Here is a 26,724-nt window from a genome sequence, read left to right on the forward strand (position 1 = left end):
CCCTATGAATAATGATATGACCCTCAAATTTGAAGTGCTCCATAATAGTTAGACATTAATCTGACTATTAGGAGCACTTTTTTCATGACTAAATATTCAACTGCTTTGAAAATGGAAATTTGCAGTAAATACTTATCCCACCAAACCTCTTTAGCTAAACTAGAACGCGAATACGGCATTGATCATACCGAGATTAGGGCCTGGGCAGAACGTGCCCGTAAACATGGCTTAGCCGCTTTAAAGGTTACTCACACCCGACAAACTTATTTGCCTGAATTCAAGCTAAATGTGGTACGCTTCTATCATGAACATCACATGGGAGTACTCCAGGTAGCTGCAGTTTTTAATCTTTCGCGGTCAGTAGTAAGACAATGGCTGGCGGCTTATCAGGCTGCAGGCTACTCTGGGCTGCTCCCAAAATCCAAGGGGAGACCACCAACCATGACTAAAAAGAAGCGTCAGAAGAAGCTTAAACCCACTAAGAAGCTAACCGAAGTAGAACAATTGCGTCGTCAGGTTGCTGAGCTAGAGGCACAAAAAGCCGACTTAGAATTGGATAACTTAATCCTAAAAAAAGTGGCTGCCCGATATCCACGCTCACCAACCGGCAAAAAACCAGAATAGTCGTGGAGATTCGGGCTGAGCGACCTGAGGTGCCGTTAAAGCTTTTGCTTGCCAAGCTGCACCTTAACCGCAAAACTTATTACGACAACCGCAGTCACCGATTGAACCGATTAGATAAATACGCTGCTGTTAAAGGCGTAATCAAGTCTATCTTCTACCAAGAAAGTGATGAGACTTACGGTTATCGACGTATGCATGGTGCACTCTTAGATCAAGGCTTTAGCTATGCGCCCAATACCGTGCGCAAGCTGATGCGGCAGCTGGGACTAAAGACCAGAGTCTACAGTAGGCGCACTGCACGCTACAGTTCTTATGCGGGCCCTGCAGGCGTAATCAAGGAAAACATTTTAAAGCAGCGGTTTAATGAAACCAGACCCTACCACGTCTTACACACGGATATTACCGAATACAAGCTGACCACAGGCAAAAAGGTTTATATTTCACCGGTCATTGATGAGGCCTCACTGGAAATACTGGCTTGTCAAGTCAGCTATTCGCCTAACATGAAGCTGGTTTATGATATGCTGGCAGAGCTTAAGCACAAGCTGCCTAAAACAGCCCAGCCTATTTTGCATTCAGATCAGGGTTTTCAATACCGCCACAGCGGCTATCAGACCAAACTAAGACAGATGAAGATTAAGCAAAGCATGTCGCGCAAGGGTAATTGCCACGATAATGCACCGGGAGAAACCATCTTCAACCTAATGAAACGGGAGAAGCTCAACCGCATTAAGATCAGTTCACTAGCAGAAATGCAGGCAGTACTGCGCGATTACGTTTACTGGTTCAACCATATCAGAAGATCAAACAAACTAAAATACACGACTCCGATTAAATATCGGAATCGTGCGTTAGGTCTTGCTAAATAATAAAATGTCTAACTTTTTAGTTGCACTTCAATTTAGGACAAATTTGGGGGGTATTATTATGGCTAAATTATCTAAGCAAGACAAAATTGAAATCTTTAATCTTTGGCAAAACTATCAGGTTGGAACTACTGAATTAAGTCGCCGCTATCAGGTTAATCCGTCTACTATTAATTATCTCTTGGCTCTCATTACTCGTCATGGTACAGCTATTCTTGATTGACCGTATACAAGCTATTCAATTGCGTTTAAGGAGCAGGTCATTAGACGGGTACTGGTTAAAGACGAAGCGATTTATCAAGTAGCACTCGATCTGGGACTAAAAAAATAAAGTAATCTTGGCTAATTGGCTGCGCTAGTACCGTGAAAATGGGTATAATGTCGTTAACCACAAGAAAGGACGACCGCCTCATGCCCAAACAAGATCCGGAAATCGCACGGTTAAAGCAAGAAATCCAGCGCTTACGCCAGCAGAACTTGAAGCTGAAAATCGAGAACGAATTCGTAAAAAAATTGAGCGTCTTAGTCGACCAGCGGACCAAGAACCGCAAGCCGCGGAAATAGCCCAGGCAGTTACCCAACTAAGGCGCGAGCTTAAAGTCAGCGTAACTTTTATTCTTGATACCATTAATGCCAATCCGAATCTGCCCCATCTATCCCGTAGTAATTACTACTACACTTTAAAGAAGAAGGACAAAGAGCGGGACAATCGAGAAATAATGGCTGAAATCAAAGCTATTTATGAAGAACACAAGCACCGCTATGGCTATCGCCGCATTACTGCAGAGCTTAGGCGTCGCGGTTTATTAGTCAATCATAAAAAGGTGCAGCGCTTAATGAACAAGCTGAAATTGTTTGGCATAGTCAGTAAACGCTGGCACAAATACAGCAGCTATCGCGGCACTCAGGGTCCGATTAAGCCTGACCTGATTAAACGCAGCTTCAGTGCGGTTTATCCCAATCACAAATGGTATTCAGATATAACTGAGTTTAAGCTCAAGGGGCAAAAGACCTATTTATCACCGATCATTGATGGCTGCACCCAAGAGATTGTTTCCTATACTATTTCCCGCAGCCCTAATCTTAAGCAGACCATGGATATGTTAAGAAAGGCCTGGGACAAACATCCGGCACTAAATGGTTTGATCTTTCACACAGATCAAGGCTGGCAGTACCAACACCCGCAATTTCAAGCGTGGCTGAAAAACCATGGCATTAGCCAGTCAATGTCACGCAAGGGCAATTCGCTTGATGATGGGTTAATGGAAGGCTTCTTCGGGATACTCAAACGAGAAATGTTTTATGGCTTTGAAAAGCAATATAAGAATCTCACTGAACTGGAAGATGCGATTAGAGACTACATTGAGTATTACAATCAGAAAAGAATCAAGATCAAACTAAAAGGACTAACTCCGCTTGAATATCGGCAGTTAGTCCTCAGTTAATAGCTAATATAAAGTGTCCTAATTTTAGGGTTCACATCATTCTTAATTATTACTTAGGTTTTTTAGTTCTTATGAAATAAATAAAAAATGCAATAACCTAACAAGAAAATAGAAATCAAAATTATTACTATATTCCACAATCTACTTGGATAAGAAAAGCTAAATATTACAATTGAAAATATAAATAATACAGTTTCATAATCAGTTTTAGAGTTTTTAAAACTGATTAAGTCTGCTGTTAAAAATATGAAAAGCATAATTGTAATTATAGAAACTATTAATAAGAAAAAAACGTTGTAAACATTATTAGTAATTAAATACTTAAAAAGACACGCAAATAAAATTAGAACTGCTATCACAATGCTTAAAAATATTAATTTAATATTTGACAAGCTTTTGATAATTTTAAGAAATTTTTGAGTGAGTGTTTCTTTTTCAGTTTTTAATTGATACTTTGTCAAAGATGAAATGAATAGCAGTCCAATAGAAATGCCATAAATTGTTAGAACACTGTAATTAGTATAGATTTCAGATTTATTCCATAAAGCTGTTACAATAACACCTAATATAGTAGAAACTGTTATCATCCATTCACAATATGTATCTAATTTTCTTAATCTGTTTTTATTTGAAGATTCCACAGGTAAATAACCATCCTTAATATAAAAGCTAAATTTAAAATCAAAAACGTAAAATATTTTTCATTTTAAGACTACTTATGTTTTATTTCTATAATATCACAGATAATGAATTATGAATAAAGTAGGATAATAATTTTTTTAAATGCTTTTATGCTTCTATATTTAAACTTTATTTGACGATCTTATGAACGATTTAATCTCTTAGTCAATTCATGTTTATAAAGAGTAAATAAATAGGATAAAACCGCTAATTAACCGATTGATTTTGTTTTTTACCTTATTTTTTCCAATTTGATACTGGTTAGAAGATTGTGAAATTCAGAGTAGCCAAAAACTATAATAATTACGCTATAATTGGTTAAGTATAGAATGAGTCGTATTAAGAAGGCGATTAAACAATGAAAAAATTAACACAAAAGTCCAAGTTACTAATAGGTTATGCTATTTCAGGTTTTGGCGATCAATTTTATACTTTCGCAATTCCACTTTTGATGTTGTCGAGAACACATTCATCAATAATAATGGGACTGTTAACGGCAGTCGAATATTTGCCAACAGCATTATTTGGACTAATAATTGGACCAATTTTTGACATGTATTCTCGTAAAAAAATCATGCTTTTTTCTCTGATTATGCAAATGGTGCTAATTATAATTGCACCATTTTTGGTTATAAGAAACGTCTCAATATATTGGCTGCTATTGGTAATTTTCCTACTTGGCAGTTTCGACTTAATCACTTGGACAGGCTACCAGATATTTATTGCAGAATCGGTAAAAAAAGAAGAATTATCATCTGTTTCGGGCCAAGTTGGTTTAATCTCGTCTGTGCAAAAAACTTTTGGCCCAGGCATTGCAGCTGTCATTATTAATTTGATCGATTATATTGGTGGTTTTTTATTTGATGCTTTAAGTTTTGGCTATTTAACTTATGTTATTAAAGACTATGAACCTTTACAAACAGAAAATGGGGCAATGAAAAAAGAAAGTTCTTTTAACAAAAGTGCTAAAAAGGGGATTTCCTTTTTGTTTGCTCATCATGACATTAAATGGCTGATTGCAAGTTTTTTTGTTGCTAATGTTGGCTTTCAAGCAGTCGTTCCCATGTTAACGTTTTTATTAAAACAGGAAATGAAAGTTTCAGTTAACCTAGTAAGTGTTTTTTACACAGTAGCTGCAGTTGCCAGCATTATTGGCAATTTCATCTACCTGCGTATCAACAAGAATATGAAACTTGGTACACAGATGATTATGATTGGACTTCTAATAATGTGCGGCTTTATGATAATGCTAAATGTTCAGTCTTTCTTTTGGGTTACCTTTGGTTATGCAATAGTGTCCTTTGGTTGTGTTTGGTCACAAGCAAACTTTTTTACCATTATTCAAGCAGAAACACCGCCTCAATTTAAAGGAACAATAACATCAATTTCTACATCACTTACCCGAATAATTGGGCCCATTATGTCATTAATTAGTGGTTTCTTAATTAAAGCAGAAGTTCACTCCATCTTTGTTGTAGCTTCTGTTTGCATGTTTCTTTCTGTATTTATTTCCCTAGTTACTGGTTTGAGTAAATTAGGGAAGCTAGAAAAGTTACACTAATTGCAAAAAATAATGCAAAACTTATTTTTTAGGTAAGGAATGGTCTAAAATATTATAAATAGCTGGATTCTTATAAATTGCTACAACATCATATTTTAATTTAGGTAAGTTTGGTAAGAAAGTAACATATTTAGCATAAATTGTTGGCAATGGCAGTTCATCTGGATAGATAGCTATACCATAATCTAAAACAACATTCGATAATGCAGCGTCGAAACTGTCTAAATAAATAATTTGGTCATAGTGAATATTCTTTTTTGCTAAAATATTTTTAATTTTTGTTTGTACATCATTCTTATCTGTAGCAGTCCATTTTTGCAAGAAAAGGGGCTGCTTTTTTATAACATTCCTTTTTAGCCTACCATCTTGATTAACAGCTTTTTTGCTCAGTAAAATCCCAAAATTGGCAGTTCCGATTTTCTTAACATGAATATTCTTAATTTTACTTACCGCTGTTGAGAAACCAATCAGCACATCGTAATCCTCTGCATCAAGTTTCGGTATACTAGTAGCAAAATTTTCGGTATCTAATTGTAATTGTAAGCCTGAATTGTTTTTTGTAAGTAATCGCGCTAAGCTAACGGCCCAATAATCAAAACCATGTAAATAATGTATTCTCAACGTTTGAAATGAATCATTTAACTGACTAATTTTTTCATTAAATTCATAATATTTCTTAAGTACCGGTACTGCACAGTGATACAGATTAATACCCGCTAAAGTAACTTTAAAATGGGAGGTTGAACGATCAATCAGTTGCACGCCTAAATCTTCCTCTAAATTTTTTATTGCGTTACTAATGGCTGTTTGAGAAACAAAATTTCTCTTAGCGGCCGGAGTAAATCCTTGAGTTTCTACAACATCTATAAAATATTTATATGCTAATAGGCTATATTTCATCACATTTTGTCCTTTTACTTATAACTTTATCTAATAAGTTATCATCATTATATGTTAGCGCTTACTAAAAAGCGAGGGTAAAATTGAATTGTAACGACAGTTACCTTTACTAAATTAGTTTTGTAACTAAAAAGGAGAAGTATAATGGCTGAAAAATATATTTTAGCGATTGATGAAGGTACTACAAGTACACGTGCAATTATTTTAGACCATTCTGGTAAAAAAGTAATTGATTCACGGAAAGAGTTTAATCAATATTTTCCTAAACCTGGCTGGGTAGAACATGATGCTAACGAAATTTGGAATTCAGTTTTATCGACTATTGCCAATTCGTTTATTAATTCAGGAATTAAGCCTAACCAGATTGCCGCTATTGGTATCACTAACCAACGGGAAACTACTGTAATTTGGGATAAGAAAACTGGCTTGCCAATCTATCACGCAATTGTCTGGCAATCTCGGCAAACTTCAGATATTGCAGATAAAATCATTGCTGACGGGTATTCCGATATGATCCATGAAAAAACCGGTTTAATCCCTGATGCATATTTCTCTGCAACTAAAATTCGCTGGATACTTGACCATGTTCCTGGCGCTCAGGAGCGTGCTGAAAATGGTGAATTATTATTTGGCACCATCGATTCATGGCTCGTCTGGAAACTGACTGGCGGCAAAGTTCATGTCACTGATTACACTAATGCCAGCCGGACAATGCTTTTTAACATTACCAAACTTGATTGGGATGATGAGATACTAAAATTATTAAATATTCCAAGAAAAATTTTACCGGAAATTCGTTCTAACTCCGAAATATACGGTACTACAGCAGAATATCACTTCTACGGTAGTCAGGTTCCAATAGCTGGAATGGCTGGTGACCAGCAATCAGCTCTGTTTGGCCAATTAGCTTTTGAACCAGGAATGGTTAAAAATACTTATGGAACCGGTGCGTTCACTGTTATGAATACGGGTGAAAAGCCAAAATTCTCGGCCAATAACTTGTTAACGACTGTGGCATATGGCATCAATGGCAAAGTAAATTATGCTTTGGAAGGTAGTATTTACGTTGCCGGTTCTGCTATTCAGTGGCTGCGTGATCAATTGGGCATTATTGATGATGCCCCGCAATCAGAAGAAGCCGCAAAACGTTCCAAGGATAACAATGAAGTTTTTGTCGTTCCAGCATTTACCGGTCTTGGTGCACCATATTGGGATTCTAATGTCCGTGGTTCAGTCTTTGGCTTAACTAGAGGTACGACAAGGGATGATTTTACCAAAGCAACTTTACAATCTTTGGCTTATGAAAGTCGCGACGTTATTGATACTATGCATGAAGATACCAAAATTAAAATTCCTAAATTAAAAGTTGACGGTGGTGCTGCTAATAACGATTATCTGATGCAATTCCAGGCAGACATTTTAGGAATTGAAATAGAGCGTGCGGCTAATCTTGAAACAACCGCTTTAGGTGCTGCTTTTCTTGCTGGCTTGGCCATAGGTTTTTGGAAAGATTTTGAAGAAATAAAGAAAATCCAAAAAGTCGGTAAAATATTTAAACCACAAATGAGTGGCGCCGAAAGAGACCATCTATATGAAGGGTGGAAATCAGCTGTTAAGGCTGCTCAAAGTTTTTCTTACAAACCTTACCAAAAGAATTAGTTATCAGTTTTACTAAAAGAAAGAGGTTATACCATGACGTTTTCAATTAAAACCAGACAGGAAGAAATTGAACGTTTAAAAAATGAAAAATTAGATTTATTGGTTATCGGTGGCGGTATTACTGGAGCTGGCGTTGCATTGCAAGCTAGTGCAGCTAAGATGAAAACCGGTTTAATCGATATGCAGGACTTTGGTGGCGGAACTTCATCACGTTCAACCAGGTTAGTTCATGGTGGTATTCGCTATCTTAAGACTTTTGATGTCCAAGTAGTTTCTGATACTGTCAAGGAACGTGCAATAGTTCAGCATATTGCTCCTCATATGACTCGGCCTGATCCAATGATTTTGCCAATTTATGATGAACCGGGAACAACCTTTACCATGTTTTCGGTCAAAGTAGCAATGGATTTATATGATCATTTAGCTGGAATCGAGGGTGACTCTCCTTTAATTAAGTATGCCAACTATACAATGGATAAAGCAGAAACTTTAAAACGTGAGCCACAATTAAACAGCGAAAATCTACAAGGTGCAGGCGTTTACCTAGACTACCAAAACAATGATTCCCGTTTAGTAGTAGAAAATGTCAAAAAGGCGCATGAATTGGGGTGCTTGGCTGTTAGTCGCCTGAAATGTATTGCGATCCTTCATAACGATCAAAAGCAGGTTAACGGAGTACGCGTCCATGATAACTTAACCGGTGAAGAATTTGAAATTCATGCAGATGTAGTTATTAACACCTCCGGGCCTTGGTCCGACTTAGTAAGACAGGAAGATAAAGCAGTTTATAAGAAGCCACGTCTGCGTCCTACAAAGGGTGTTCACTTAGTAGTTGACCAATCACGCTTAACTGTGCCGCAACCTACTTACTTTGGCTCAGGTACAGCAGACGGTCGTATGATTTTTACTATTCCAAGAGAAGGTAAAACCTATTTTGGCACTACCGATACCGACTTTACCGGTGATTACGCTCATCCAACTGTTGAACAAAGCGATGTCGATTACTTGTTAAATATTATTAATAAGAAGTATCCTTCCGCTCATTTAACTATTAACGATATTGAAGCTAGCTGGGCTGGAGTTCGTCCCCTAATTGAAGTCGAAGTTGAAGGCAATGAAGCAGCAGATGCAGCAACTGGTGCCAGTGTCTCTGACAGTACTTCAGCGCCGTCCGCTGTATCTCGCGGTAGTTCATTAACTGAAGCTGAGGATGGCTTAATTACTCTAGCTGGTGGTAAATTAACAGATTATCGTATTATGGCTAATGGTGCCATGAAGAAAATACAGCAAAAGCTTCATGACAAGTTTTCTAAGAACTTTACTTTACAAGATTCTGCTGAAATTAAAGTTGCAGGTGGTGATTTTGATTCCGATCATGCAGAAGAAGAACTTGCTCGGATTGCTAAAGATGGTGTAGCGGCTGGTATTACAGCTGATGATGCTAAGGAAATTGCCAACCTGTTTGGTTCACAAGCAGAACAAATTTATGACTATGCAAAAACGATTAAGCCCGCTGCAGGATTAAGTCTAGGCGAAACAGCTGCCCTTGATTATTCACTAGCTGAAGAAATGACATTGACACCTGTTGACTACCTCTTAAGGCGTACGTATCACATCTTATTCAAGAGTGATACTTTAAGTCAAGTTAAAGAAGGTGTCGTTAACCACATGTCTGATTACTATGGCTGGGATGAAGAGCAAAAGACTCAATATGTACATGATTTAGATCAAGAAATAGCACAATCAAGACTAGATAAACTAAAGAATAAAAAATAAATGATTATCAAATAGAAATAGTAGTAAATTATTCCCCAAAAAGCCCGTCAAAACAAACAGACGGGCTTTTTCTTGGCCTTTTTAACAGCACTATTACAATGTGTGAGCAGGGAATAGCAAAAAGTATTATTATAACAATAATAAATGTTGTCATATTTGAAAAAATAGTTTTAAATTTACATCTTAAAAGATTAAACTAATAGAGAGGTGATTAAAATGGAGCCAATTTTTCTCACTCCTTATTTCAGACCAAAAATTTGGGGTGGACGCAAATTGAAAACAATCTTTAATTATAATATCCCAGATGGCAAGGTAGGAGAAGCTTGGGTAATTTCCGGCTATAAAGAGGATGCTTCTACAGTAATCAATGGTCAGTTTAAAGGGCAAAGTCTGCGTCAGGTTTATCAAGAAAATCCGACGCTATTTGGCAATCCTGAAAGTAAAGAATTTCCGCTGCTTGTTAAGTTCCTGGATGCAAATGATAATTTGTCTGTCCAGGTTCATCCCAATGATGAATATGCTCGCAAAGTAGAAAATGATAGCGGAAAAACTGAAAGCTGGTATGTTTTGCAGGCTGATCCTGGATCATATCTAATTTATGGGCATACTGCCAAAACTCGCGCGGAACTGGCTGAAATGATAGAAAAGGGAGAATGGGATAAACTTTTACGCAAAGTACCGGTAAAAACGGGTGATTTCTTTTATGTTCCCTCAGGAACAATCCACGCGCTTACTAAGGGGATACTAGTTATAGAAACCCAACAATCTAGTGATGTGACCTACAGGTTGTATGACTATGATCGTGTTGACCAAAAAACCGGTAAGAAACGCGAACTACATACCCAAAAATCAATCGCTGTTACACAGGTCCCACATGTTGATCCTAAACTGGATATTAAAACAGATCACGTGCAGGATGCTACTATAAAAACTTTGGTTGCACCACCCGCTTCACCTCATTTTTATTTGTGGCAAATAGATTTAGCTGGACAATGGCGCACTGGTTTAAATAGTCACCCCTACTTATTAGTAACAGTTATTAAGGGAACGGGCACTCTTCAAATTGAAAGTAAATCATATGACCTAGCAATTGGAACAAATCTGATAATTCCTAATAACATTAAAAAATTTACATTCACAGGTAATATGAAATTGGTTATTTCTACGCCTAATAATTAAGGAGAATAATAAAATATGATCTATATAGCTTGTGGCTCAATTATGTTAATAGTTGGGCTATTATGGCTCATTTCACCTCCGAAAAGACCTTGGCCGTTTTACGGATATTATTCGTACCTGGCTATAGTTAATAAAGCAAGTTTTAAATTTGCTCAGCATAAAGCAGGAGGTTATTTTATTATATTTGGTTTAATGCAATTATTATTAGGAGTTGGTATCCATTTACTTAAATGGGATCGTTACTTTTTACTTTGGCTGCTGACATTTTATCTTTTCATTATCTTTCCAATCATGGCTACTGAAAAAAGTCTAAAAAAATTTTTGATAAATCGTCATGAACTGCCAGCAGATTATATAGACCCTGACAAAGTAAAAAAGGAGAGAACAAAAGGATTTAGGGACAGAAAATGAAACTGAAAATTTTAATGGTCGAGGATGATCAGTCGGTTGCAGAAATGATGGGGATGTTTTTCGAAAAAGAAGGATGGTCCATGGATGTTGCCACTGATGGGGAACAAGCCGTTAAAATGTTTGCTGAGAATCCTGATCAATATGATTTGATCACTCTAGACCTTAATTTACCTAAAAAAGATGGCATAGAAGTTGCTAAAGAAGTTTGTGCAATCTCACCATCAATTCCAATCATTATGCTTACTGCGCGCAGCAGTGAAGAAGAACAAATTCAAGGATTTAATGCTGGTGCCGACGACTATGTATCTAAGCCATTTAGTCCTTTGGCACTAATAGCACGTATTAAGGCTTTGCAACGCAGAATCAGAATTGATGATAAGCAGGAACAAACCAAAACAGCAGAATCCGGAGAAAAATTTGATGTGGTAACTAATCATATTAAAATTTCTACAAGCAGACGTGAAGTATTATATGACAATAAACATGTTCAAAATATTACACCAAAAGAATTTGATTTGTTATATACCATGGCCCAGAAGCCAAAGCAGGTCTTTTCTCGTGAACAATTATTAGAATCTGTTTGGGGTTATAATTATTATGGTGAAGATCGCACCGTGGATGCACATATTAAAAAATTGCGCCAAAAATTGGAAAAAGTAGGTGCAAATGTCATCCAAACCGTTTGGGGTGTTGGCTATAAATTTGATGATTCGTAGGCTTTATTATGAAGTTGATTTATCAGCATATGCTTAGTTTTTTACTAATCATTATTACTACGGTATCAATAATCGGTTTTTCTGAAATCAATAATACTACTCAGCAGTCATATGAATATAATTATCGGCGAATGGAAGACTTTGCCGCGGCGTTAGGGACTTTGGCTACAAATGATAAAAAGGACGGAGCAGCAATGCTGAATCCCAAATTTTTAAATAAGCTGGAATTTGTCCTTCATAGCGATAGGGTGTATCTTAGCGTTTTTGATGCACGTGGTTCACAAGTTTATCCTCAAAGAAATGATAAAATTAAACTTACTCCTCATCGCCTGAGGCAATTAAAACATGGCAAGAAGTTACGTATTAAAAATAATAACGAAGCACTTTCCAGCTTAGGCTATAAAAAAGATGCTTGTACTGGTGTACTTTTACCATGGAAGGATAAAGGCAAATTTATTGGAGCAATGTGGTTGGGAGTCAGAATTGCCCAAGTAGAGCGACCTGTAAGAATTGCTAAGCAAAATCTCTTAAACGCGTTTGTTTTTGCCATAATTGTAGGTTTAGTACTTAGCTTAATCCTTTCTTATTATTCAACCAATAGAATTAAAAAGTTATCTATCGCTACCAAAAAAGTTACAGCAGGTGATTTTGATGTGCAGACACATTACAGTGGTCATGATGAAATAACTCAGCTGGCTGATAATTTTAATCAGATGGTTCGGACTTTAAAAAAATCAAATCAAGAAGTGAAAGAGCAGGAAAAAAGGCGAGACCAGTTTATGGCTGATGCTGCTCATGAGATGCGCACGCCTTTGACTACGATCAATGGTATTTTAGAAGGCTTACAATATGATGCAATTCCTGATAAAGCTAAGCCCAAGTCTATTGCCTTGATGAGTAGAGAAACTAAACGTCTAATACGTTTAGTTAATGAAAATTTGGATTATGAAAAAATTCGTAATAATCAAATCAATTTAGTTAAAACGCGCTTTAACGCCAGAAAGACATTTGACGATGTAACAATGCAACTTAAGCAAAATGCTGCTAAAGCTGATGATACAATCTTTATCACTGCCCCAAAAAATCTACCTGTTTATGCAGATAAAGATCGTTTTACCCAAATAATGGTTAATTTGGTACAGAATGCAATTCAGTTTACTGCTAACGGTAAAATTGAAATTAGCGGTTATAGAATTGCACACGCAACGGTAATTACGATTAAAGATAATGGTATTGGAATGAATCAGCAACAAATTAAATACGCTTTTGAAAGATACTTTAAGGCTGATCCCTCACGCAGTCGCTCTGGTAAAGGAGAATATGGTTTAGGATTATCTATAGTTTCTTCTTTAATCAAACAGCATGGTGGCAAAATTAGTGTCCAATCTGCAATAAATCAAGGAGCGGAATTTACTATCGTGCTTTTTGACCAGGGCTATGAACAATATCTTGAAGATTAAAAAATCATTTCCTTTTTTGGAAATGATTTTTTATGTTTATGACCTATTTGTCATTTTTAGTTGTTTCGTGCCAAACTTTTGCAGTTACAGGAATTGAACCAAGATTAGTCATTTCATCTTTATCTACCACAATTAGATTATTGGGACCTTTAGCTAAATTATTGAAACTGTCTAAGCTTTGATTCTTAAAATAGCCATCACTGGCTTTTGCTAAGGTCAATTGTAACTGGTTAATGCGATACGCTTCTGCGTCTGCTTCGGTTTTAACAGCTTCAGCTTTGGCCTTTGCTGTAGCAATCAGAGCGTCATTTTTAGCTTTGGTAGTTAATTCAATATTTTTAGCTTCACCTTCCGCCTTTTCAATAGCTGCTATTTTTTCACGGTCTGCAGTAAGCTGCTTATCCATTGCTCTTTGAATCTCTGGACTAGGTAAAAGTTCATCAATATTGACCCGAACGACCCGAATGCCATAAATGTCTGTTAAATCGCCAATAGCTTCTGAAAGTTGAGTGTTAATGCTGCTAGTTGAGCCTAAGGCGTCGTTTAAGTCCATTCTTCCGATGATGTCACGCAAGTGTCCCCGAATGAGTTCGACCATAGATTTAACTGAATCCGTGTTGTTGTAAAAATATTTGTAAGAGTCTGTCACCAAATAGTTTAAGGTTAGACTAGTAGTGATTTCTGCATTGTCTTTAGTAATAATTGAATATTTGGAGATTTCTGCGGGAAACATTGCCAGTGAGACCTTGCGTAATCTCTGAAGTACTGGAATAATCAGTACTAATCCCGCTTTTACGGTTCTAGAATACTTCCCCAGTGTTTCTATTAGACCTTCATTATTTTGAGGTACAACCCGACAGCAGGAGAGTAATAAAATTACAATAATTAAAATAATCACTAAATAAAGCATTTTAGTCCTCCAAAGATTCCAAATTTTTATTTTTCTTTATTATATGACTTTTTATTCTTTTTACTAGATTTATTTTTCTTTTCAGTTAAGTGATTACCAGAAACAGATTCAGGAATGGTAGTAATTTCTTCTTCACGTCCCTTTAATTCAATGGCATCTGTCTTATACAAACCAGTAGTAGATTTGCGGTGTTTACTTATCAGTGCAGTTGATTTATTTTTTAACTGCTGTCTAATATTTTCCATTTGTTTAAAATTAGTTAAGTAGTCAAACTCAGTTGGGTCAACCGGTTTAAAACCGCTGGGGGTGTAAAATCTTAACAAATTATGATTATTTAATAAGTCTGAATATTTTAATGATTTTTTACCTTCCTTTGCCAATTCGTTTATTTCATATTTTTCTTGTTCAGTAAAATTGATAATTTGTTTGCCGCTTTTACGGTCATAGACTACTCCTTTAAGGCCCTTACCACCAATAATGACGTACTTTTGACTGACAATAGTGCCGTTTCTAAAAACAACCCACGGGCGATATTTAGGAGCTAACAGATCATGACCAAATTGAATATAATTACGGTTGGAAATGCCTAAGAGATGAAGTATTGTTGGCAAAACATCAATTTCACCAGCGACTTCGTGTTTAATTTTTCCTTTGAGATTGGGTGCATGGATCATGAAAGGCACACGCTGCATTTGTACGTTATTGAAAGTATTCCAAGTATCAGAGCTCTCACCCACAATCGGCGCTAAAGTTTCATTCTCCGAATTAGTTAAGCCGTAATGATCGCCATAGATCACTACCATAGTGTTTTTTATCAAACCCGATTTCTTTAAGTAATCAAAAAATTCGCGAATGGATTGATCCAGATAGTGGGCTGTTTCAAAGTAATTGTTAATTGACTTGTCCGAAGTATCACTGGTTTTAAACGTTGGATCCAGATCTTCTTCATCCATATCAAACGGTGTGTGATTAGTTACGGTGATGAATTTAGTATAAAAAGGTTGCTGCATTCTTTCTAAATATTTAATACTTTCAGCAAACAATATTTTGTCTTTAATACCGTAGCCAATGTGGTCGTTTTTATCATGGCTAAAGTAATTTTGGTCAAAGAAATAATTATAGCCCAGATTTTTATAAACATCATCGCGGTTCCAAAAAGAACCGACATTGCCGTGAAAAACCGCTGACGTATAGTTGCCGTGTTGACGTAAAATCTGTGGAGCAGCCTGAAAGGTGTTTGAACTGCCCATCGCTGTAAATAAAGAGCCATCAGAAATACCGTATGTGCCAGTTTCCAGCATGTTCTCCGCATCACTGGTACGACCAATACCGACTTGATGGTAAAAATTGGCAAAACTCAAAGTGTGTTTGTCGTGATAAATTGAATTGAGGTAAGGTGTGACCTCTTTTCCGTTAATTTTCAGATCAATCAAAAATTGTTGAAAGCTCTCAAGATGAATAATAATAACATTTTTGCCCTTTTCTTTACCAAAGTACTCTGGATTTGCGGGCAATTTATTTCTTTGGTTATAAGTCAAAATTTTGTTTAAATCGGCAGTATTGGCATTTCTATTTACTTGTTCCGTTTGTTCATTCTTAATACCATCATAGACAGTATAAGTATTAATACCGAGGTACTTGACAATGTATGAACGATCAAAAGTTGTCCCTAATAACCTTGGTCTGGATGATTCGGCCAGAAAAATATTTAGAACCAAAACTAAACTACCGACAGAAGTAACAGCAAAAGGGGTAAGAAGCCCAAAAGATTTTTGATCAATTTTTATTTTGTGGGTGATTAATAATGCAACTACAACGATAAGATCAAGCCACAATAACAGATCGGAAGGCTGAAGTAGTGCTACAGCACTTTTTCCCAAACCTGGAGCGACTTTACCGGCATTAGTTATGGTCTTGACAGTAATAAAATCAGAGAATTGACGGTAATAAAGAATATTTGCAAATAACAATCCTGAATTTGCGACATCAAGTAGCAGCATGGCGCAATAAGAAACAAGCGGCTTGGAAAAATAAAGTCCAATGCTAATTAGTAAAATAGCGCTGCCAACCGGACTCAGCCACATTATAAAATGTTGATAGGGGTCGGAAATACCCAAGTTGAAATCATGATAGGCGGCAAAAATGTATTTCAGTGTAAATAAAACAACCAGAAGGCAAAAAAAGCCTATACGAGTCTGAATGAAATTGGTCAGATTTTTTTTATTCAAAATGAACTCTCCCTTATCAGACTATTTTAAAAGTTTCTGGACTTTTAGACAATCTTTTCCAAATAGTTAGACCTTTTTTAATAATTAAACAGGAAATTTGAGTATAATTTAAATGAACTCTATTTTAGGAACTGAACCAGTATGATATTTTTAGGACCAATATATAACCAGCTTTCACAACTTTATGCGACCAAAATAAATCATTTTGCTTTGATTAAGCTAATCATGTTGGCACTTGATAAAACTCTTTTTTACTTTTTATTTTTTATGGTAATGCGTTTAATTTGGCTGATGACTATTAGAAGCAGACGCACTGTAAAGTCAGAAGCGGCAGTATGGCTATTTGCTTTTTATTTGATATTAGTTTTAATGTTGACGACTTTTCGCAATACGTATTTTCCTTGGAATCTAACCTTAAACCTTCACAGGCCTCTTAATGAAATTAATTTTGTCTTTCTCAGGGAAACGTGGAAAATGTATCACGCTCAAAGTAGGCTTGATTTTTTTTATAATTCTTTGGGTAACATTCTTTGTTTTGTACCTTTTGGCTTTTTGTCACCATTTGTTTTTCCCAAAAAGCAAACGTTCTGGCGGGTTTTATTAGCCGGAATTATTTTTTCGGTTTTCATTGAAGGGATGCAATTTTTGCTTGAAACTGGAGTGACCGATATTGATGATGTGTTCTTTAATAGTTGCGGCACGGCGGTTGGCTATTTTGGTTACTTGCTCATTATGTTAATCAGGAGAAAGTCTCGTAAAACTAACTAAAAGGTCTGGCATTTATAAAATAAGATTGCTAAAATGTTCTTGTGAAAGAAGTATTTAATTCAGTAAGGAGAGCGTAAATATGAGTTTAATTAAATTTGATAGCACCAAATTAACCCCATTTGTTCATAAAAATGAACTAAGTGAAATGCAGGCTATTGTTGATGCTTCTGCTAAAGAGCTTAAAGATGGCACAGGTGCAGGTAATGATTTTCTAGGCTGGATTGATCTGCCAGTTAATTATGACCAGGATGAGTTTGCCAGAATTAAAAAAGCCGCTAAAAAGATTCAAAGTGATTCTGAAGTATTGGTATGTATCGGAATAGGTGGTTCTTACTTAGGTGCTCAAGCTGCCGTTGAATTTTTGAATGGTGCGTTTTACGGTAAGGGTAAAGAAAAATATCCTACTATTGTTTTTTGCGGCAATTCATTGTCCGGCTCATACTTACATGACTTAATCGAGTGGGTTGGCGATAAGGACTTTAGCGTAAATATTATTTCTAAGTCTGGTACAACTACTGAACCAGCTGTTGCTTTCCGCATTTTTAAAGATAAATTAATTAAAAAATATGGTGAAGAAGAGGCTAAGACCAGAATTTTTGCTACCACCGATAAGGCTAAAGGAGCATTGAAGACTGAGGCAGACGCTGAAGGCTACGAAGAATTTGTTGTGCCGGACGATATTGGTGGTCGTTACAGCGTTTTGTCGGCTGTGGGTCTTTTACCAATAGCTGTTTCTGGAGCTGATATTGATGAGTTGATGAAAGGTGCTGCTGATGCCAGAGCCGATTACACCGATACAGACTTGAGTAAAGCAACCCCTTATCAATATGCTGCATTGCGTAATATTTTGTATCGCAAGGGTTACACTACTGAAATAGTTGAAAATTACGAACCAACTTTAAGAATGTTTAGTGAATGGTGCAAACAATTAATGGGTGAATCTGAAGGTAAGGATAATAAAGGTATTTGGCCAGCAAGCGCCAATTTCACTACCGACCTTCATTCATTAGGACAATATATTCAAGAAGGCAGAAGAAACCTCTTTGAAACTGTTATTAGAGTTGAGAACCCCACAAATGATGTCGAAATTCCTTCTGATGATCGCAATTTAGACCAGCTGAATTTCTTATCCGGTAAGAGTTTAAACTTTGTCAATGAACGTGCTTATGAGGGTGTTGTTCTGGCTCACACAGATGGTGGAGTACCGGTAATGACAGTTAATATACCAGATCAAACTGAACATACTTTAGGCTACTTAATTTACTTCTTTGAGTTGGCTATTGCTGTTTCTGGTTATGTCAATGGCATTAATCCATTCAACCAGCCAGGCGTTGAAGAATATAAGCGTAATATGTTTGGTTTGCTTAACAAACCAGGTTATGAAGAATTACACGATGACCTAGCTAATAGATTTAAACAGGAAAACTAATTTTTATTTATTGCAACTTCTTTTAAATAAGACTAACATAAATATATAAAGATCATCCTGTACATCATATATAGTGATATTTAATCATAATGGAAAGGGTAAAAGTTTTATGACTTTTAACCCTTTTTTATTAAGGAGAAATATATGGAAGAAAAAAGAGAGACACCAAAACGGGTTTTGGCGATTATCAGTTGTGCTTTAATGGCTTTTGTTTCAATACTAACTGAAACTAGCTTAAATGTTACTTTTCCCACTTTAATGAAACAATTTCATATCGGTTTGGGATTAGTTCAGTGGACTACAACTGGCTACTTACTGACAATTTCTGTAATTATGGTTGCGAGTTCATATTTGAATGATCGTTTTTCCGCGAGACAATTATTTTTAACTGCTGCAATTGCTTTTATTGCCGGATCGGTTGTAGCGGGCTTTGCGACTAATTTTGGGGTCTTACTGGCAGGTCGCTTAATTTCGTCAATCGGTGCTGGTCTTTCAATTCCATTAATGTTCAACATGGTTGTTGAACTGATGCCGCAAGAAAAATGGGGCTTTTACATGGGACTAACAGGCTTAGTTATTATACTTGCACCATCTTTGGGACCTACCTTTGGTGGCACTGTGGTTTACTATTTTGGCTGGCCTCTAATATTTGAAATTGTAGCTATAATTGCAGTAATCATCATGATCTTGGGCTTATTTGTGGTAGAACAATACCATGAGAAAAAGCATCCCAGTTTTGATTGGTTAAGCTATATCGTTATTGCCAGTGCAATGATTATTTTTAACTTAGGCTTTAATCGCATTAGTAATGGTTTAACAGATATCGGCTTTTGGCTCAGCATGGTAGTAGTGGCCATTTTAGTATACATATTTATTAAACTCTCACGCTCAAGTAAGAAGAAATTAATAAACTTGAGTATTTTCAAAAATAAACCCTTTATTTTTGCTATGATTTCCTATCTGTTACTTCAGTTTATTAATATTGGCACCAGTTTTGCCGTTCCTAACTACGTGCAGATTGTTAATCACGCTAGTTCTCTTGTTGGTGGTTTAGTTTTACTTCCGGGATGTATTATTAGTGGTATCTTAAATCCGTGGTTTGGACGTATTTATGATAAAAAGGGTGCACCGTTACCTTTGTTGACCGGAACAGTATTTTGTTTAACAGCATGTCTGCTTTTTGCGATTTTTAGCTTAAAAATTAGTACAGTGATGGTCGGAGTCTTTTACGGAATTATGATTATTGGTCGCCAAATGGCGTTTAACAACACAATGGCTGAGGCCTCAAAACTGCAACCAGAAGAATTGCATACTGATGCTACCGCAGTCTTTCAAACTGGCCAGCAATATGCTGGCTCAATGGGGACTACCGTAATGGCTGCCATTATTTCTTCTTGGCAAAAAAGACCGGGCAATTATGCTGCACTCACTGCTCAAGGAAGTCAAGAAGCCTTTCTATTTTTGACGTTTGTCAGTGTCATAATTTTACTAAGTTATTTAAACTTGTTTAGACTTGAGCAAAAAATGAGATAAATAATTAAATAGTTTCGTTAATTGCTGTAACTTCATTTGCAATAAATGAAGTTATTTTTTTGCCAGATAATTAACATTAAAATAAATTAACATTTTAGTGTACATTTTTAAATAAAATGATAAAATACTTAATAATTAATTTTAAGGGAGGAAAAAGCAATGAGACGAATTAGCAATCAGCATATTTCGATTTTGTCACAAATTATTTTGCTGACAAAGCATACTTAAGAACTATTTAATTAAAGGAGTATAAATATGGCTGATACAACCAACACCAATAAACTAACAGTAAAAACTTTTCTTAATAAGATTTTAGCCGGAACCGCAACTGGAATTATTGTGGGGCTGATTCCCAATGCAGTTGTCAGCGCAATTTTAAAGTTATTTGGACAAAATCCGGTGACTGCAACTATTAATCAAGCGCTGTTGATCTTTCAATGTGCTACGCCACTATTGATTGGTGCATTAATTGCGATTCAATTTAAAATGGAGCCACTCGACGTTGCTATTGTAGGAGCTGCCGCATATGTTGGTTCTGGAGTAACCAAGTTTGTGCCACAGATCGTTAACCCAGCCACTAAAGCTCAAGGAGTTTTTGTATCTGCAGGTACAGGCGATCTGATTAATACGATGATTACAGCTGCTACAGCTGTGGGACTTTTGCTATTAGTTGGACAACATTTTGGCTCTGTCAAAATTGTTGCCGCACCGATTTTTGTGGGTGGTGGAGCTGGTCTAATTGGCATGTTAATTTTGCCTTATGTTAGTAAAATTACCACTTGGCTGGGCACTGTAATTAACTCCTTTACTAACCTGCAACCAATATTAATGTGTATTTTAATTTCCTGTATGTTTGCAGTCTTAATCATTTCGCCAATATCAACTGTTGCTATTGGTATGGCTATTCAGTTAAATGGTATCTCCGCGGGAGCAGCTGCGATGGGAGTGGCCGCAACCACTTTGGTATTAGTAGTTCATTCCTGGCGTACTAATAAATCAGGAGTTACCATCGCCATAGCACTGGGAGCTATGAAAATGATGATGCCTAATCTTTTCAGATATCCAATTATCGTTTTGCCAACCTTAATTACTGCAGCTCTTTCTGCTATTCCAGTAGCTTTATTCCATGTTAGTGGCACACCAGCTTCTGCTGGTTTCGGTCTTGTAGGCTTAGTTGGACCTCTTGCCTCATTAGACGCTGGTAAAGCAAGCATTAATATTGTAATGGCGTTAATTGTCTGGATAGTATTTCCGGTTGTAGTAGCAATGATTTGTCGCTTTCTTTTTGAAAAAGTATTTCATCTTTATGATGAAAAAGTTGCCTTTGCTTATTTAGGCGAATAATTATTTCTGCCATTAAAAAACCAATCCTTACTTACATCAATTTATTTTAAATAACAAAAAAACTCGTGAAAAAAATATTATTTTATTCACGAGCTTTTATTTTCTAATTATTTTTCTAAGCTAAATTTTTTCCAGGCAGTTTCGATTTGCTTATAATTTAAAGCTGCTGTTTTAGGGAAAAGGACTTTAGCATCTTTGAGGTCTTTCTTAGAGCCAACACCAACGGATAATGCCCCTGACTTATTAATAGCAGTGATGCCAGCAATTGAGTCCTCAATACCAACGCAGTCTTGTGGCTTGAGACTTATGGCCGCGGCTGCAGCAATAAAGATATCTGGAGCAGGTTTACCAGCAGCTACTTTACTAGGATCGGCAATAGCATCGAATGCATCTGTTAATTGTAATTTTTCTAAAATAAAGGGGCCATTCAGACTCGCCGAAGCCAAGGAAAGTCTGACATTATTCTTCTTAAAGGAAGAAATCAATTCATTAATTCCAGGCAAGATATTTGCGGGTGTTAAAATGGCCAGCAAATTGCGGAAAATATTATTCTTCTCATTAGTCATTTGATTAAACTGTTCTTTTGAAACGGAGATATCTAAAAAGTTTAAAATTGCTTTTAAAGAATCGCTGCGATTAACACCTTTAGTTTGTTTTTCCAGGTCATCCGGCAATTCAAGATTGAAATGATTTTTGATTAATTTGCGCCATGCTTGGAAATGATAGACGGATGTATCTGCGATGACTCCATCTAAATCAAAGAGAACACCTTTCATTTAAAAACTTCCTTTCACTTGCTACAGGTGTTGTGTCAAGTATTTTATTAATTTGGGTAAAATCTTCGTCTGCGATATTAATAAAAGGCAACAAACCGTTTAACTTTACCAGGGAATTTTCGCCAAATTTTGCGAGATTATCAGGATCTTGCAAAAAATCAAAGACTGGATTAATTGATTTTAATTGTTTAACAATCTCTGAATCTTTCATTAGTTGTTTGGCTGGCATGTTGATATTGTAGTATTCGATATAACTTCTTTCAGGTACATAAGAGATTGTAAAGTCACCATTAGTTAATTCCAATGGCATCGATGTTGGCTGACCATTAAGTTCTACTTTATTTTTCACTCTAGGTAGTTTTACGGTTACTTTTTGACCAAACGGAATATTGAGCGTGACTTTAATAGTGTGCCGAGTATCAGTTTCAAGTTGGTATGCCATTTTGAGATCACCGTATGAACTGTGATAGTGTCCAGAAACCTTTTTAAACCGATAATCAAATTGAGGCGCAAAAAGAACCTTTTGGTAACCATAAGTTTGCTTTCTTAATCCCAAAATTTGTTGATAAACCCATTGCATAATTGCACCGATTGAATAATGGTTCAGCGAGTTCATCCCTTCGGGATTCATTGAGCCATCTGGTAAGACTGAATTCCAGCGTTCCCAAATAGTAGTGGCACCCAAATTAACTTCATAGAGCCAGCTTGGAAAATCTTCGTTTAGAAAAATTTGTGTCGCTAATTTATGTTCGCCATTTTCAGATAAAACCTGACAAATAAAAGGCGTTCCAATAAAACCAGTTTGCAAATGGTTATGATCCTTATTTAACCTTTGAACTAAATCTTTAACTACACGTTTTTTCTGTTCTTCTGGTACTAAATCGAAATGAAGGGCTAGGGCGTACGCAGTTTGTGTGTCAATTGCCAAACGGCCATTTTTAGTAATAAATTCGTCTTTAATGGCTGTTTTAATAGCTTGAGCTTGTTGTTCATATTTCTTAGCATCACTGGTATTACCTAAAATCTTAGCTGCTTGAGCAACAATCCAACTGGAATAGGCGTAATAAATTGAAGCAATGTAGTCTTCGTCAGTCTTTCCACTAGGCAGCGCTGGGTTTTCACTATCTAAGGACAGCCAGTCACCGAATTGAAAGCACCCAGTCCAAAGATTCTTGGTAGTGGTAGCTTGACCAATCCAATCTACCCAGGACTTCATACTAGAGTAATTTTGTCTTAAAATAGCCGGATCAGCTGTTGCCTGGTATGCTGTCCAGGGAATAACAGTTGCGGCATCTCCCCAAATTGCGGCACCACCACTATTATTGCCCATTGCAGGAGCATACATTGTTAGCATACCCTTATGTGCTGCTTGCTCGATTTTCATATCTTTAGCATATTTTTTGAAAAAGGCGTAAGCATTCATATTTAAAATGGCAGTGCTGGCAAAAATGTCGGCATCACCAGACCAGCCTAAGCGCTCGTCTCGTTGCGGACAGTCTGTTGGAACATCAAAGAAGTTGCTTTTTTGACTCCACAAAACATTCTGGAGCAGGCGATTAACTTTGGTATTAGTAGTTTCTATACCACCAGTAATTTCAAGATCGGAATAAATTACCGCTGCCCTGAAATCATCTTTTCTTAAAGGTTGTGAATTGCCGGTAACTTTAACATAGCGATATCCATAGTAAGTAAAATGTGGTCTAATCCATTCTTTTTCGCCATTTGAAACATAATGAAAGGCAGCGCGAGCTTCTCGAAGATTATCCCGGTAAAAGTTACCATCTTGCAGAATTTCGCCCACTTGTAAATCGATTTCGCTGCCAGAAGGTTCCGCATTTTTAAATTCTGGCCAACCGGCCTGGTTTTGACCGAAATCAAGAACTGTTTCACCTTTAGGAGTATGAATAATTTCTTTAACAGGTAAATATTCTTTTATTTTTAGCGGGAGACTTAAACGGTCATGTAATATTTCTTTAGAATGGTGTAATACGATTGCCGGTTGCCAAGCAGTTATTTTCTTGCTAGCGTCAAAGTCTTCACCATAATAAATGGCTGATTTGGTAATTTTTCCAGCAGTAGTTTTCCAAGAAGAGTCTGTGTTTATCACTTCACTGCTACCATCATCATATGCGATATGCAGTTCAGCAATGGCCATTTGCTGGTCGCCGTAAATGCAATCTTTACCACCATCAAAGCCAAAGTTGCCTTTGTACCAACCATCACCAAGGGAAATCAAAAGCTCTTGCTGTGATTTTTCCTTCAACATTGCGGTTACATCATAAGTTTGAATTTGTACTAGCTTGTCATATGCAGTGACGCCTGGTGCAAGAAACTCATCACCAATTTTTTGCTGATTCAAATATGCCTCGTAAACCCCTAAACCGCTAATATAAAGACGTGCTTTAACAACTTCCTTAGGTACAGTAAATTCTTTCTTTAAAAGAGTATTTTGAATATCTTTATTTTTGTTACCAATCCATTCTGCAATGAAAGGTTCATTCATCTTACCAGTTTCAAAGAAACTTTTTGCACTTGTCTGGGTATCAGCGTTTTTTAGCCAAACAGTGACGTCATATCTTGTCCGTGGCTTAAGCTCCAATTCAAAGTCAAAATAATTGTTATCATATTGTTGCCACTGACTGTCGAAAACTGATTCATTTGCATCAATTGTTATTCTTTTTTGCATATTGCTTGAATCATGATCGGCTTCAGTGCTGAATTCTATTCTCAAATGGTTGTCTAAATCATAACCAAGAGGCTCAGTATAATGATTGACTAAAATATCTTTAATTTTTAACATCGCTCTGCCTCCTTATAAGTGAGTCTCAAAACGGCCACAGAAAGGATCAACAGGACTATGTCCACTAAATTTATCATTGCCCATCATTTTTTCCAGAAGAGCATCAATTGTGACATCATTGCCTGTATAGGCATTAATATAAGTTGAAACCATTGGAATATCGAAAAGGTGGTAGGGATTGCAGGTGGAAACAAAAACAGTAGGGATGTCCTTCATAAACCAGGGAGCATCGGCAGCCATTAGATGAATCCAATCAAGTCTAGTTGTCGTTTGATTACTTGCCGTTTCAACGTTAGCAACATAAAATGCTAGGTCAAACTGATCTTTTTCATATTGCACTCCACCTTCGAAAACCTCTTTAAAATTAAGATTTTTCCGATCAAAAACTGTAACTTTAAATCCTTTTTCTGTCAGTTTCTCTTTAAATTTTGCGGTTACTTTACCGCCTTCTTTAAAGCCACCATCGTCTGTATCACCTAAAACGACTAAACGAACACGAGGATATTTTTCTGGTGTAATCGGTAGCAGTTTGTCGCGATCTTTAACTAAAGTAACAGATTCTTGTGCTACTTTGGCGGCCAGTTTTTCATGTTCAGCTAATTTTAAGTTAATATCTTGAGATGCAGGTTCGCAAAGGTTATTTTCCGTATCCATTACGCCTTGTGCAACTTTAGTTGCAATTATTCTGGTAACAGCTTCGTCTACTCTTGCCATAGAAATCTTGCCGCTTTTGACTGCATCAGTCACAAATTGATAGTCTTCATCGATATCCTTGTTAAATAAGATCATGTCGACACCCGCATTAATGGTTGCAGGTAAGGCTTCTGAACGTGGCAAAATTGCATTGTATCCGATCATTGGTGTGGCATCAGTTATTGTGAGTCCATTAAAATGCAAAACAGAGCGTAAAAGGCCATCAATTAGCAATTTGGAAGTCGATGCAGGACGTAAATCCTTATCTTCAATACCTGGTTGTAAACGGCGTTCCCAAGCTGGCTGCATAATATGAGCAATCATGACAGCTGGCAGACCATTTTGAATTAAGTGATGATAAATTTGTCCGTAAGATTCCATCCATTTGTCAGCAGGCAAGGAGTTAATTGAGCTCAAAAGGTGTTGGTCGCGTTCATCAACGCCATCCCCAGGAAAGTGTTTAGCTACAGGAATAACATGATTAGCATTAAGGCCTTTGATTTGTGAGTCTGACATCCTGATAACACGTTCTTCGCTGCTACCGAATGTGCGCACATTCATGATCGGGTTGCGAAAATTTTGGTCTAAATCAACAATAGGTGCAAAAGACATGTTGCCACCAACCTGTTTAGCTTCATGGCCGGACACATCACCCAAATTATAGGCATTCTTTTCGTCGTCCGTAGCGGCAACCTGCAAAGGTCTGCCAAACCATGTACCTTCAGTTAATAAACCATTCCCGCCAGCTTCTAAGTTAGCAGCAATGAACAGGGGAGTTGCACTTGCTTTTTGAGATACTGCTATTTCACGTTGCAATTTTTGGGCTTTATCAGGCCGGTACATAATACCACCTGGTTGATATTTTTTAACAAACTCTGTTAAGTCAGTGTTATCTTCATCCTCACCAATAACAAAGAAAAGTTGTCCTATTTTAGCAGAAAGTGGCATATTTGCCACTTTGTTTT

The 26,724-nt window shown here is 36.7% G+C and carries 17 protein-coding genes and 2 pseudogenes; 13 read left to right on the plus strand and 6 right to left on the minus strand.

Annotation, left to right across the window (positions count from 1 at the left end; translation table 11 throughout):
* Positions 1-84: 84 nt before the first annotated feature.
* The 3 genes and pseudogenes from Q0R51_RS05080 (at position 85) to Q0R51_RS05090 (ending at position 5,177) form a co-directional block, all read left to right on the plus strand.
* Positions 85-1,493, plus strand: a pseudogene (locus Q0R51_RS05080) (IS3 family transposase).
* A gap of 58 nt (positions 1,494-1,551) precedes the next feature.
* Positions 1,552-2,935, plus strand: a pseudogene (locus tag Q0R51_RS05085) (IS3 family transposase).
* Between the two features lie 1,039 nt (positions 2,936-3,974).
* Entirely contained in the window at positions 3,975-5,177 is a 1,203-nt protein-coding gene (locus tag Q0R51_RS05090; RefSeq protein WP_294757160.1) for an MFS transporter, read from the plus strand.
* Between the two features lie 21 nt (positions 5,178-5,198).
* Here the strand turns inward: Q0R51_RS05090 and Q0R51_RS05095 are convergent, their stop codons facing one another.
* Positions 5,199-6,077, minus strand: a complete 879-nt coding sequence (locus tag Q0R51_RS05095; RefSeq protein ID WP_294757161.1) for a LysR family transcriptional regulator — start codon at positions 6,075-6,077, stop codon at positions 5,199-5,201.
* A gap of 144 nt (positions 6,078-6,221) precedes the next feature.
* Here Q0R51_RS05095 and glpK point away from each other — a divergent pair, with 144 nt between their 5' ends.
* The 6 genes from glpK (at position 6,222) to Q0R51_RS05125 (ending at position 13,278) form a co-directional block, all read left to right on the plus strand.
* Entirely contained in the window at positions 6,222-7,736 is a 1,515-nt protein-coding gene (gene glpK, locus Q0R51_RS05100) for a glycerol kinase GlpK (RefSeq protein WP_122025930.1), read from the plus strand.
* A 33-nt stretch (positions 7,737-7,769) separates the two neighbouring features.
* A complete protein-coding gene (locus tag Q0R51_RS05105; protein WP_294757162.1) occupies positions 7,770-9,512 on the plus strand; it encodes an FAD-dependent oxidoreductase in 1,743 nt (580 codons plus the stop codon).
* A 216-nt stretch (positions 9,513-9,728) separates the two neighbouring features.
* Complete coding sequence (gene manA / locus Q0R51_RS05110) at positions 9,729-10,691, plus strand: mannose-6-phosphate isomerase, class I (RefSeq protein WP_294757163.1); 963 nt, start codon at positions 9,729-9,731, stop codon at positions 10,689-10,691.
* A gap of 15 nt (positions 10,692-10,706) precedes the next feature.
* Positions 10,707-11,102, plus strand: a complete 396-nt coding sequence (locus Q0R51_RS05115) for an SdpI family protein (RefSeq protein ID WP_294757164.1) — start codon at positions 10,707-10,709, stop codon at positions 11,100-11,102.
* Complete coding sequence (locus Q0R51_RS05120; protein ID WP_046324679.1) at positions 11,099-11,818, plus strand: response regulator transcription factor; 720 nt, start codon at positions 11,099-11,101, stop codon at positions 11,816-11,818. Before Q0R51_RS05115 ends, Q0R51_RS05120 begins: the two co-directional genes overlap by 4 nt.
* An 8-nt stretch (positions 11,819-11,826) precedes the next feature.
* A complete protein-coding gene (locus Q0R51_RS05125; RefSeq protein ID WP_294757165.1) occupies positions 11,827-13,278 on the plus strand; it encodes a cell wall metabolism sensor histidine kinase WalK in 1,452 nt (483 codons plus the stop codon).
* A gap of 43 nt (positions 13,279-13,321) precedes the next feature.
* On the opposite strand, the gene Q0R51_RS05130 is transcribed toward Q0R51_RS05125, so the two are convergent.
* Positions 13,322-14,188: an SPFH domain-containing protein gene (locus Q0R51_RS05130; protein WP_294757166.1), complete on the minus strand. Its 867-nt coding sequence runs from the start codon at positions 14,186-14,188 to the stop codon at positions 13,322-13,324.
* A gap of 26 nt (positions 14,189-14,214) precedes the next feature.
* Complete coding sequence (locus tag Q0R51_RS05135) at positions 14,215-16,416, minus strand: LTA synthase family protein (RefSeq protein WP_294757167.1); 2,202 nt, start codon at positions 16,414-16,416, stop codon at positions 14,215-14,217.
* 141 nt (positions 16,417-16,557) lie between these two features.
* Here Q0R51_RS05135 and Q0R51_RS05140 point away from each other — a divergent pair, with 141 nt between their 5' ends.
* The 4 genes from Q0R51_RS05140 to Q0R51_RS05155 all read left to right on the plus strand — a co-directional run bounded on the left by Q0R51_RS05140 (position 16,558) and on the right by Q0R51_RS05155 (position 21,490).
* The gene (locus Q0R51_RS05140) at positions 16,558-17,184 is read left to right on the plus strand and encodes a VanZ family protein (RefSeq protein WP_294757168.1); all 627 of its coding nucleotides are present in this window, start codon (positions 16,558-16,560) and stop codon (positions 17,182-17,184) included.
* A 79-nt stretch (positions 17,185-17,263) separates the two neighbouring features.
* Positions 17,264-18,613: a glucose-6-phosphate isomerase gene (locus Q0R51_RS05145; RefSeq protein WP_294757169.1), complete on the plus strand. Its 1,350-nt coding sequence runs from the start codon at positions 17,264-17,266 to the stop codon at positions 18,611-18,613.
* Between the two features lie 144 nt (positions 18,614-18,757).
* Positions 18,758-20,146, plus strand: coding sequence for an MFS transporter (locus tag Q0R51_RS05150; protein ID WP_294757171.1), 1,389 nt, complete (start codon positions 18,758-18,760; stop codon positions 20,144-20,146).
* Positions 20,147-20,401: 255 nt separating this feature from the next.
* Positions 20,402-21,490 (plus strand): PTS sugar transporter subunit IIC, encoded by a 1,089-nt coding sequence (locus Q0R51_RS05155; protein ID WP_294757172.1) that lies wholly within the window; start codon positions 20,402-20,404, stop codon positions 21,488-21,490.
* A 107-nt stretch (positions 21,491-21,597) separates the two neighbouring features.
* Here the strand turns inward: Q0R51_RS05155 and pgmB are convergent, their stop codons facing one another.
* From pgmB to Q0R51_RS05170, 3 genes are all read right to left on the minus strand, one after another.
* Entirely contained in the window at positions 21,598-22,266 is a 669-nt protein-coding gene (gene pgmB / locus Q0R51_RS05160; protein WP_294757173.1) for a beta-phosphoglucomutase, read from the minus strand.
* Positions 22,247-25,066, minus strand: coding sequence for an alpha-L-rhamnosidase (locus tag Q0R51_RS05165; protein ID WP_294757174.1), 2,820 nt, complete (start codon positions 25,064-25,066; stop codon positions 22,247-22,249). Before Q0R51_RS05165 ends, pgmB begins: the two co-directional genes overlap by 20 nt.
* 12 nt (positions 25,067-25,078) lie before the next feature.
* A partial coding sequence (locus tag Q0R51_RS05170; protein ID WP_294757175.1) for a glycoside hydrolase family 3 protein occupies positions 25,079-26,724 on the minus strand: 1,646 nt, incomplete at its 5' end.

This window comes from uncultured Lactobacillus sp. (genome assembly GCF_946477725.1).
In the GTDB taxonomy this organism is placed as follows: Bacteria; Bacillota; Bacilli; order Lactobacillales; family Lactobacillaceae; genus Lactobacillus.

What these genes read in the sequence shown, in the direction of transcription:
- Q0R51_RS05095 (WP_294757161.1), bottom strand. Translation starts at nt 6,077, where the DNA reads ATGAAATATAGCCTATTAGCATATAAATATTTTATAGATGTTGTAGAA.
- Q0R51_RS05165 (WP_294757174.1), bottom strand. Translation starts at nt 25,066, where the DNA reads ATGTTAAAAATTAAAGATATTTTAGTCAATCATTATACTGAGCCTCTT.
- glpK (WP_122025930.1), top strand. Translation starts at nt 6,222, where the DNA reads ATGGCTGAAAAATATATTTTAGCGATTGATGAAGGTACTACAAGTACA.
- Q0R51_RS05125 (WP_294757165.1), top strand. Translation starts at nt 11,827, where the DNA reads ATGAAGTTGATTTATCAGCATATGCTTAGTTTTTTACTAATCATTATT.
- Q0R51_RS05105 (WP_294757162.1), top strand. Translation starts at nt 7,770, where the DNA reads ATGACGTTTTCAATTAAAACCAGACAGGAAGAAATTGAACGTTTAAAA.
- manA (WP_294757163.1), top strand. Translation starts at nt 9,729, where the DNA reads ATGGAGCCAATTTTTCTCACTCCTTATTTCAGACCAAAAATTTGGGGT.
- Q0R51_RS05090 (WP_294757160.1), top strand. Translation starts at nt 3,975, where the DNA reads ATGAAAAAATTAACACAAAAGTCCAAGTTACTAATAGGTTATGCTATT.
- Q0R51_RS05155 (WP_294757172.1), top strand. Translation starts at nt 20,402, where the DNA reads ATGGCTGATACAACCAACACCAATAAACTAACAGTAAAAACTTTTCTT.
- Q0R51_RS05145 (WP_294757169.1), top strand. Translation starts at nt 17,264, where the DNA reads ATGAGTTTAATTAAATTTGATAGCACCAAATTAACCCCATTTGTTCAT.
- pgmB (WP_294757173.1), bottom strand. Translation starts at nt 22,266, where the DNA reads ATGAAAGGTGTTCTCTTTGATTTAGATGGAGTCATCGCAGATACATCC.
- Q0R51_RS05130 (WP_294757166.1), bottom strand. Translation starts at nt 14,188, where the DNA reads ATGCTTTATTTAGTGATTATTTTAATTATTGTAATTTTATTACTCTCC.
- Q0R51_RS05150 (WP_294757171.1), top strand. Translation starts at nt 18,758, where the DNA reads ATGGAAGAAAAAAGAGAGACACCAAAACGGGTTTTGGCGATTATCAGT.
- Q0R51_RS05140 (WP_294757168.1), top strand. Translation starts at nt 16,558, where the DNA reads ATGATATTTTTAGGACCAATATATAACCAGCTTTCACAACTTTATGCG.
- Q0R51_RS05115 (WP_294757164.1), top strand. Translation starts at nt 10,707, where the DNA reads ATGATCTATATAGCTTGTGGCTCAATTATGTTAATAGTTGGGCTATTA.
- Q0R51_RS05120 (WP_046324679.1), top strand. Translation starts at nt 11,099, where the DNA reads ATGAAACTGAAAATTTTAATGGTCGAGGATGATCAGTCGGTTGCAGAA.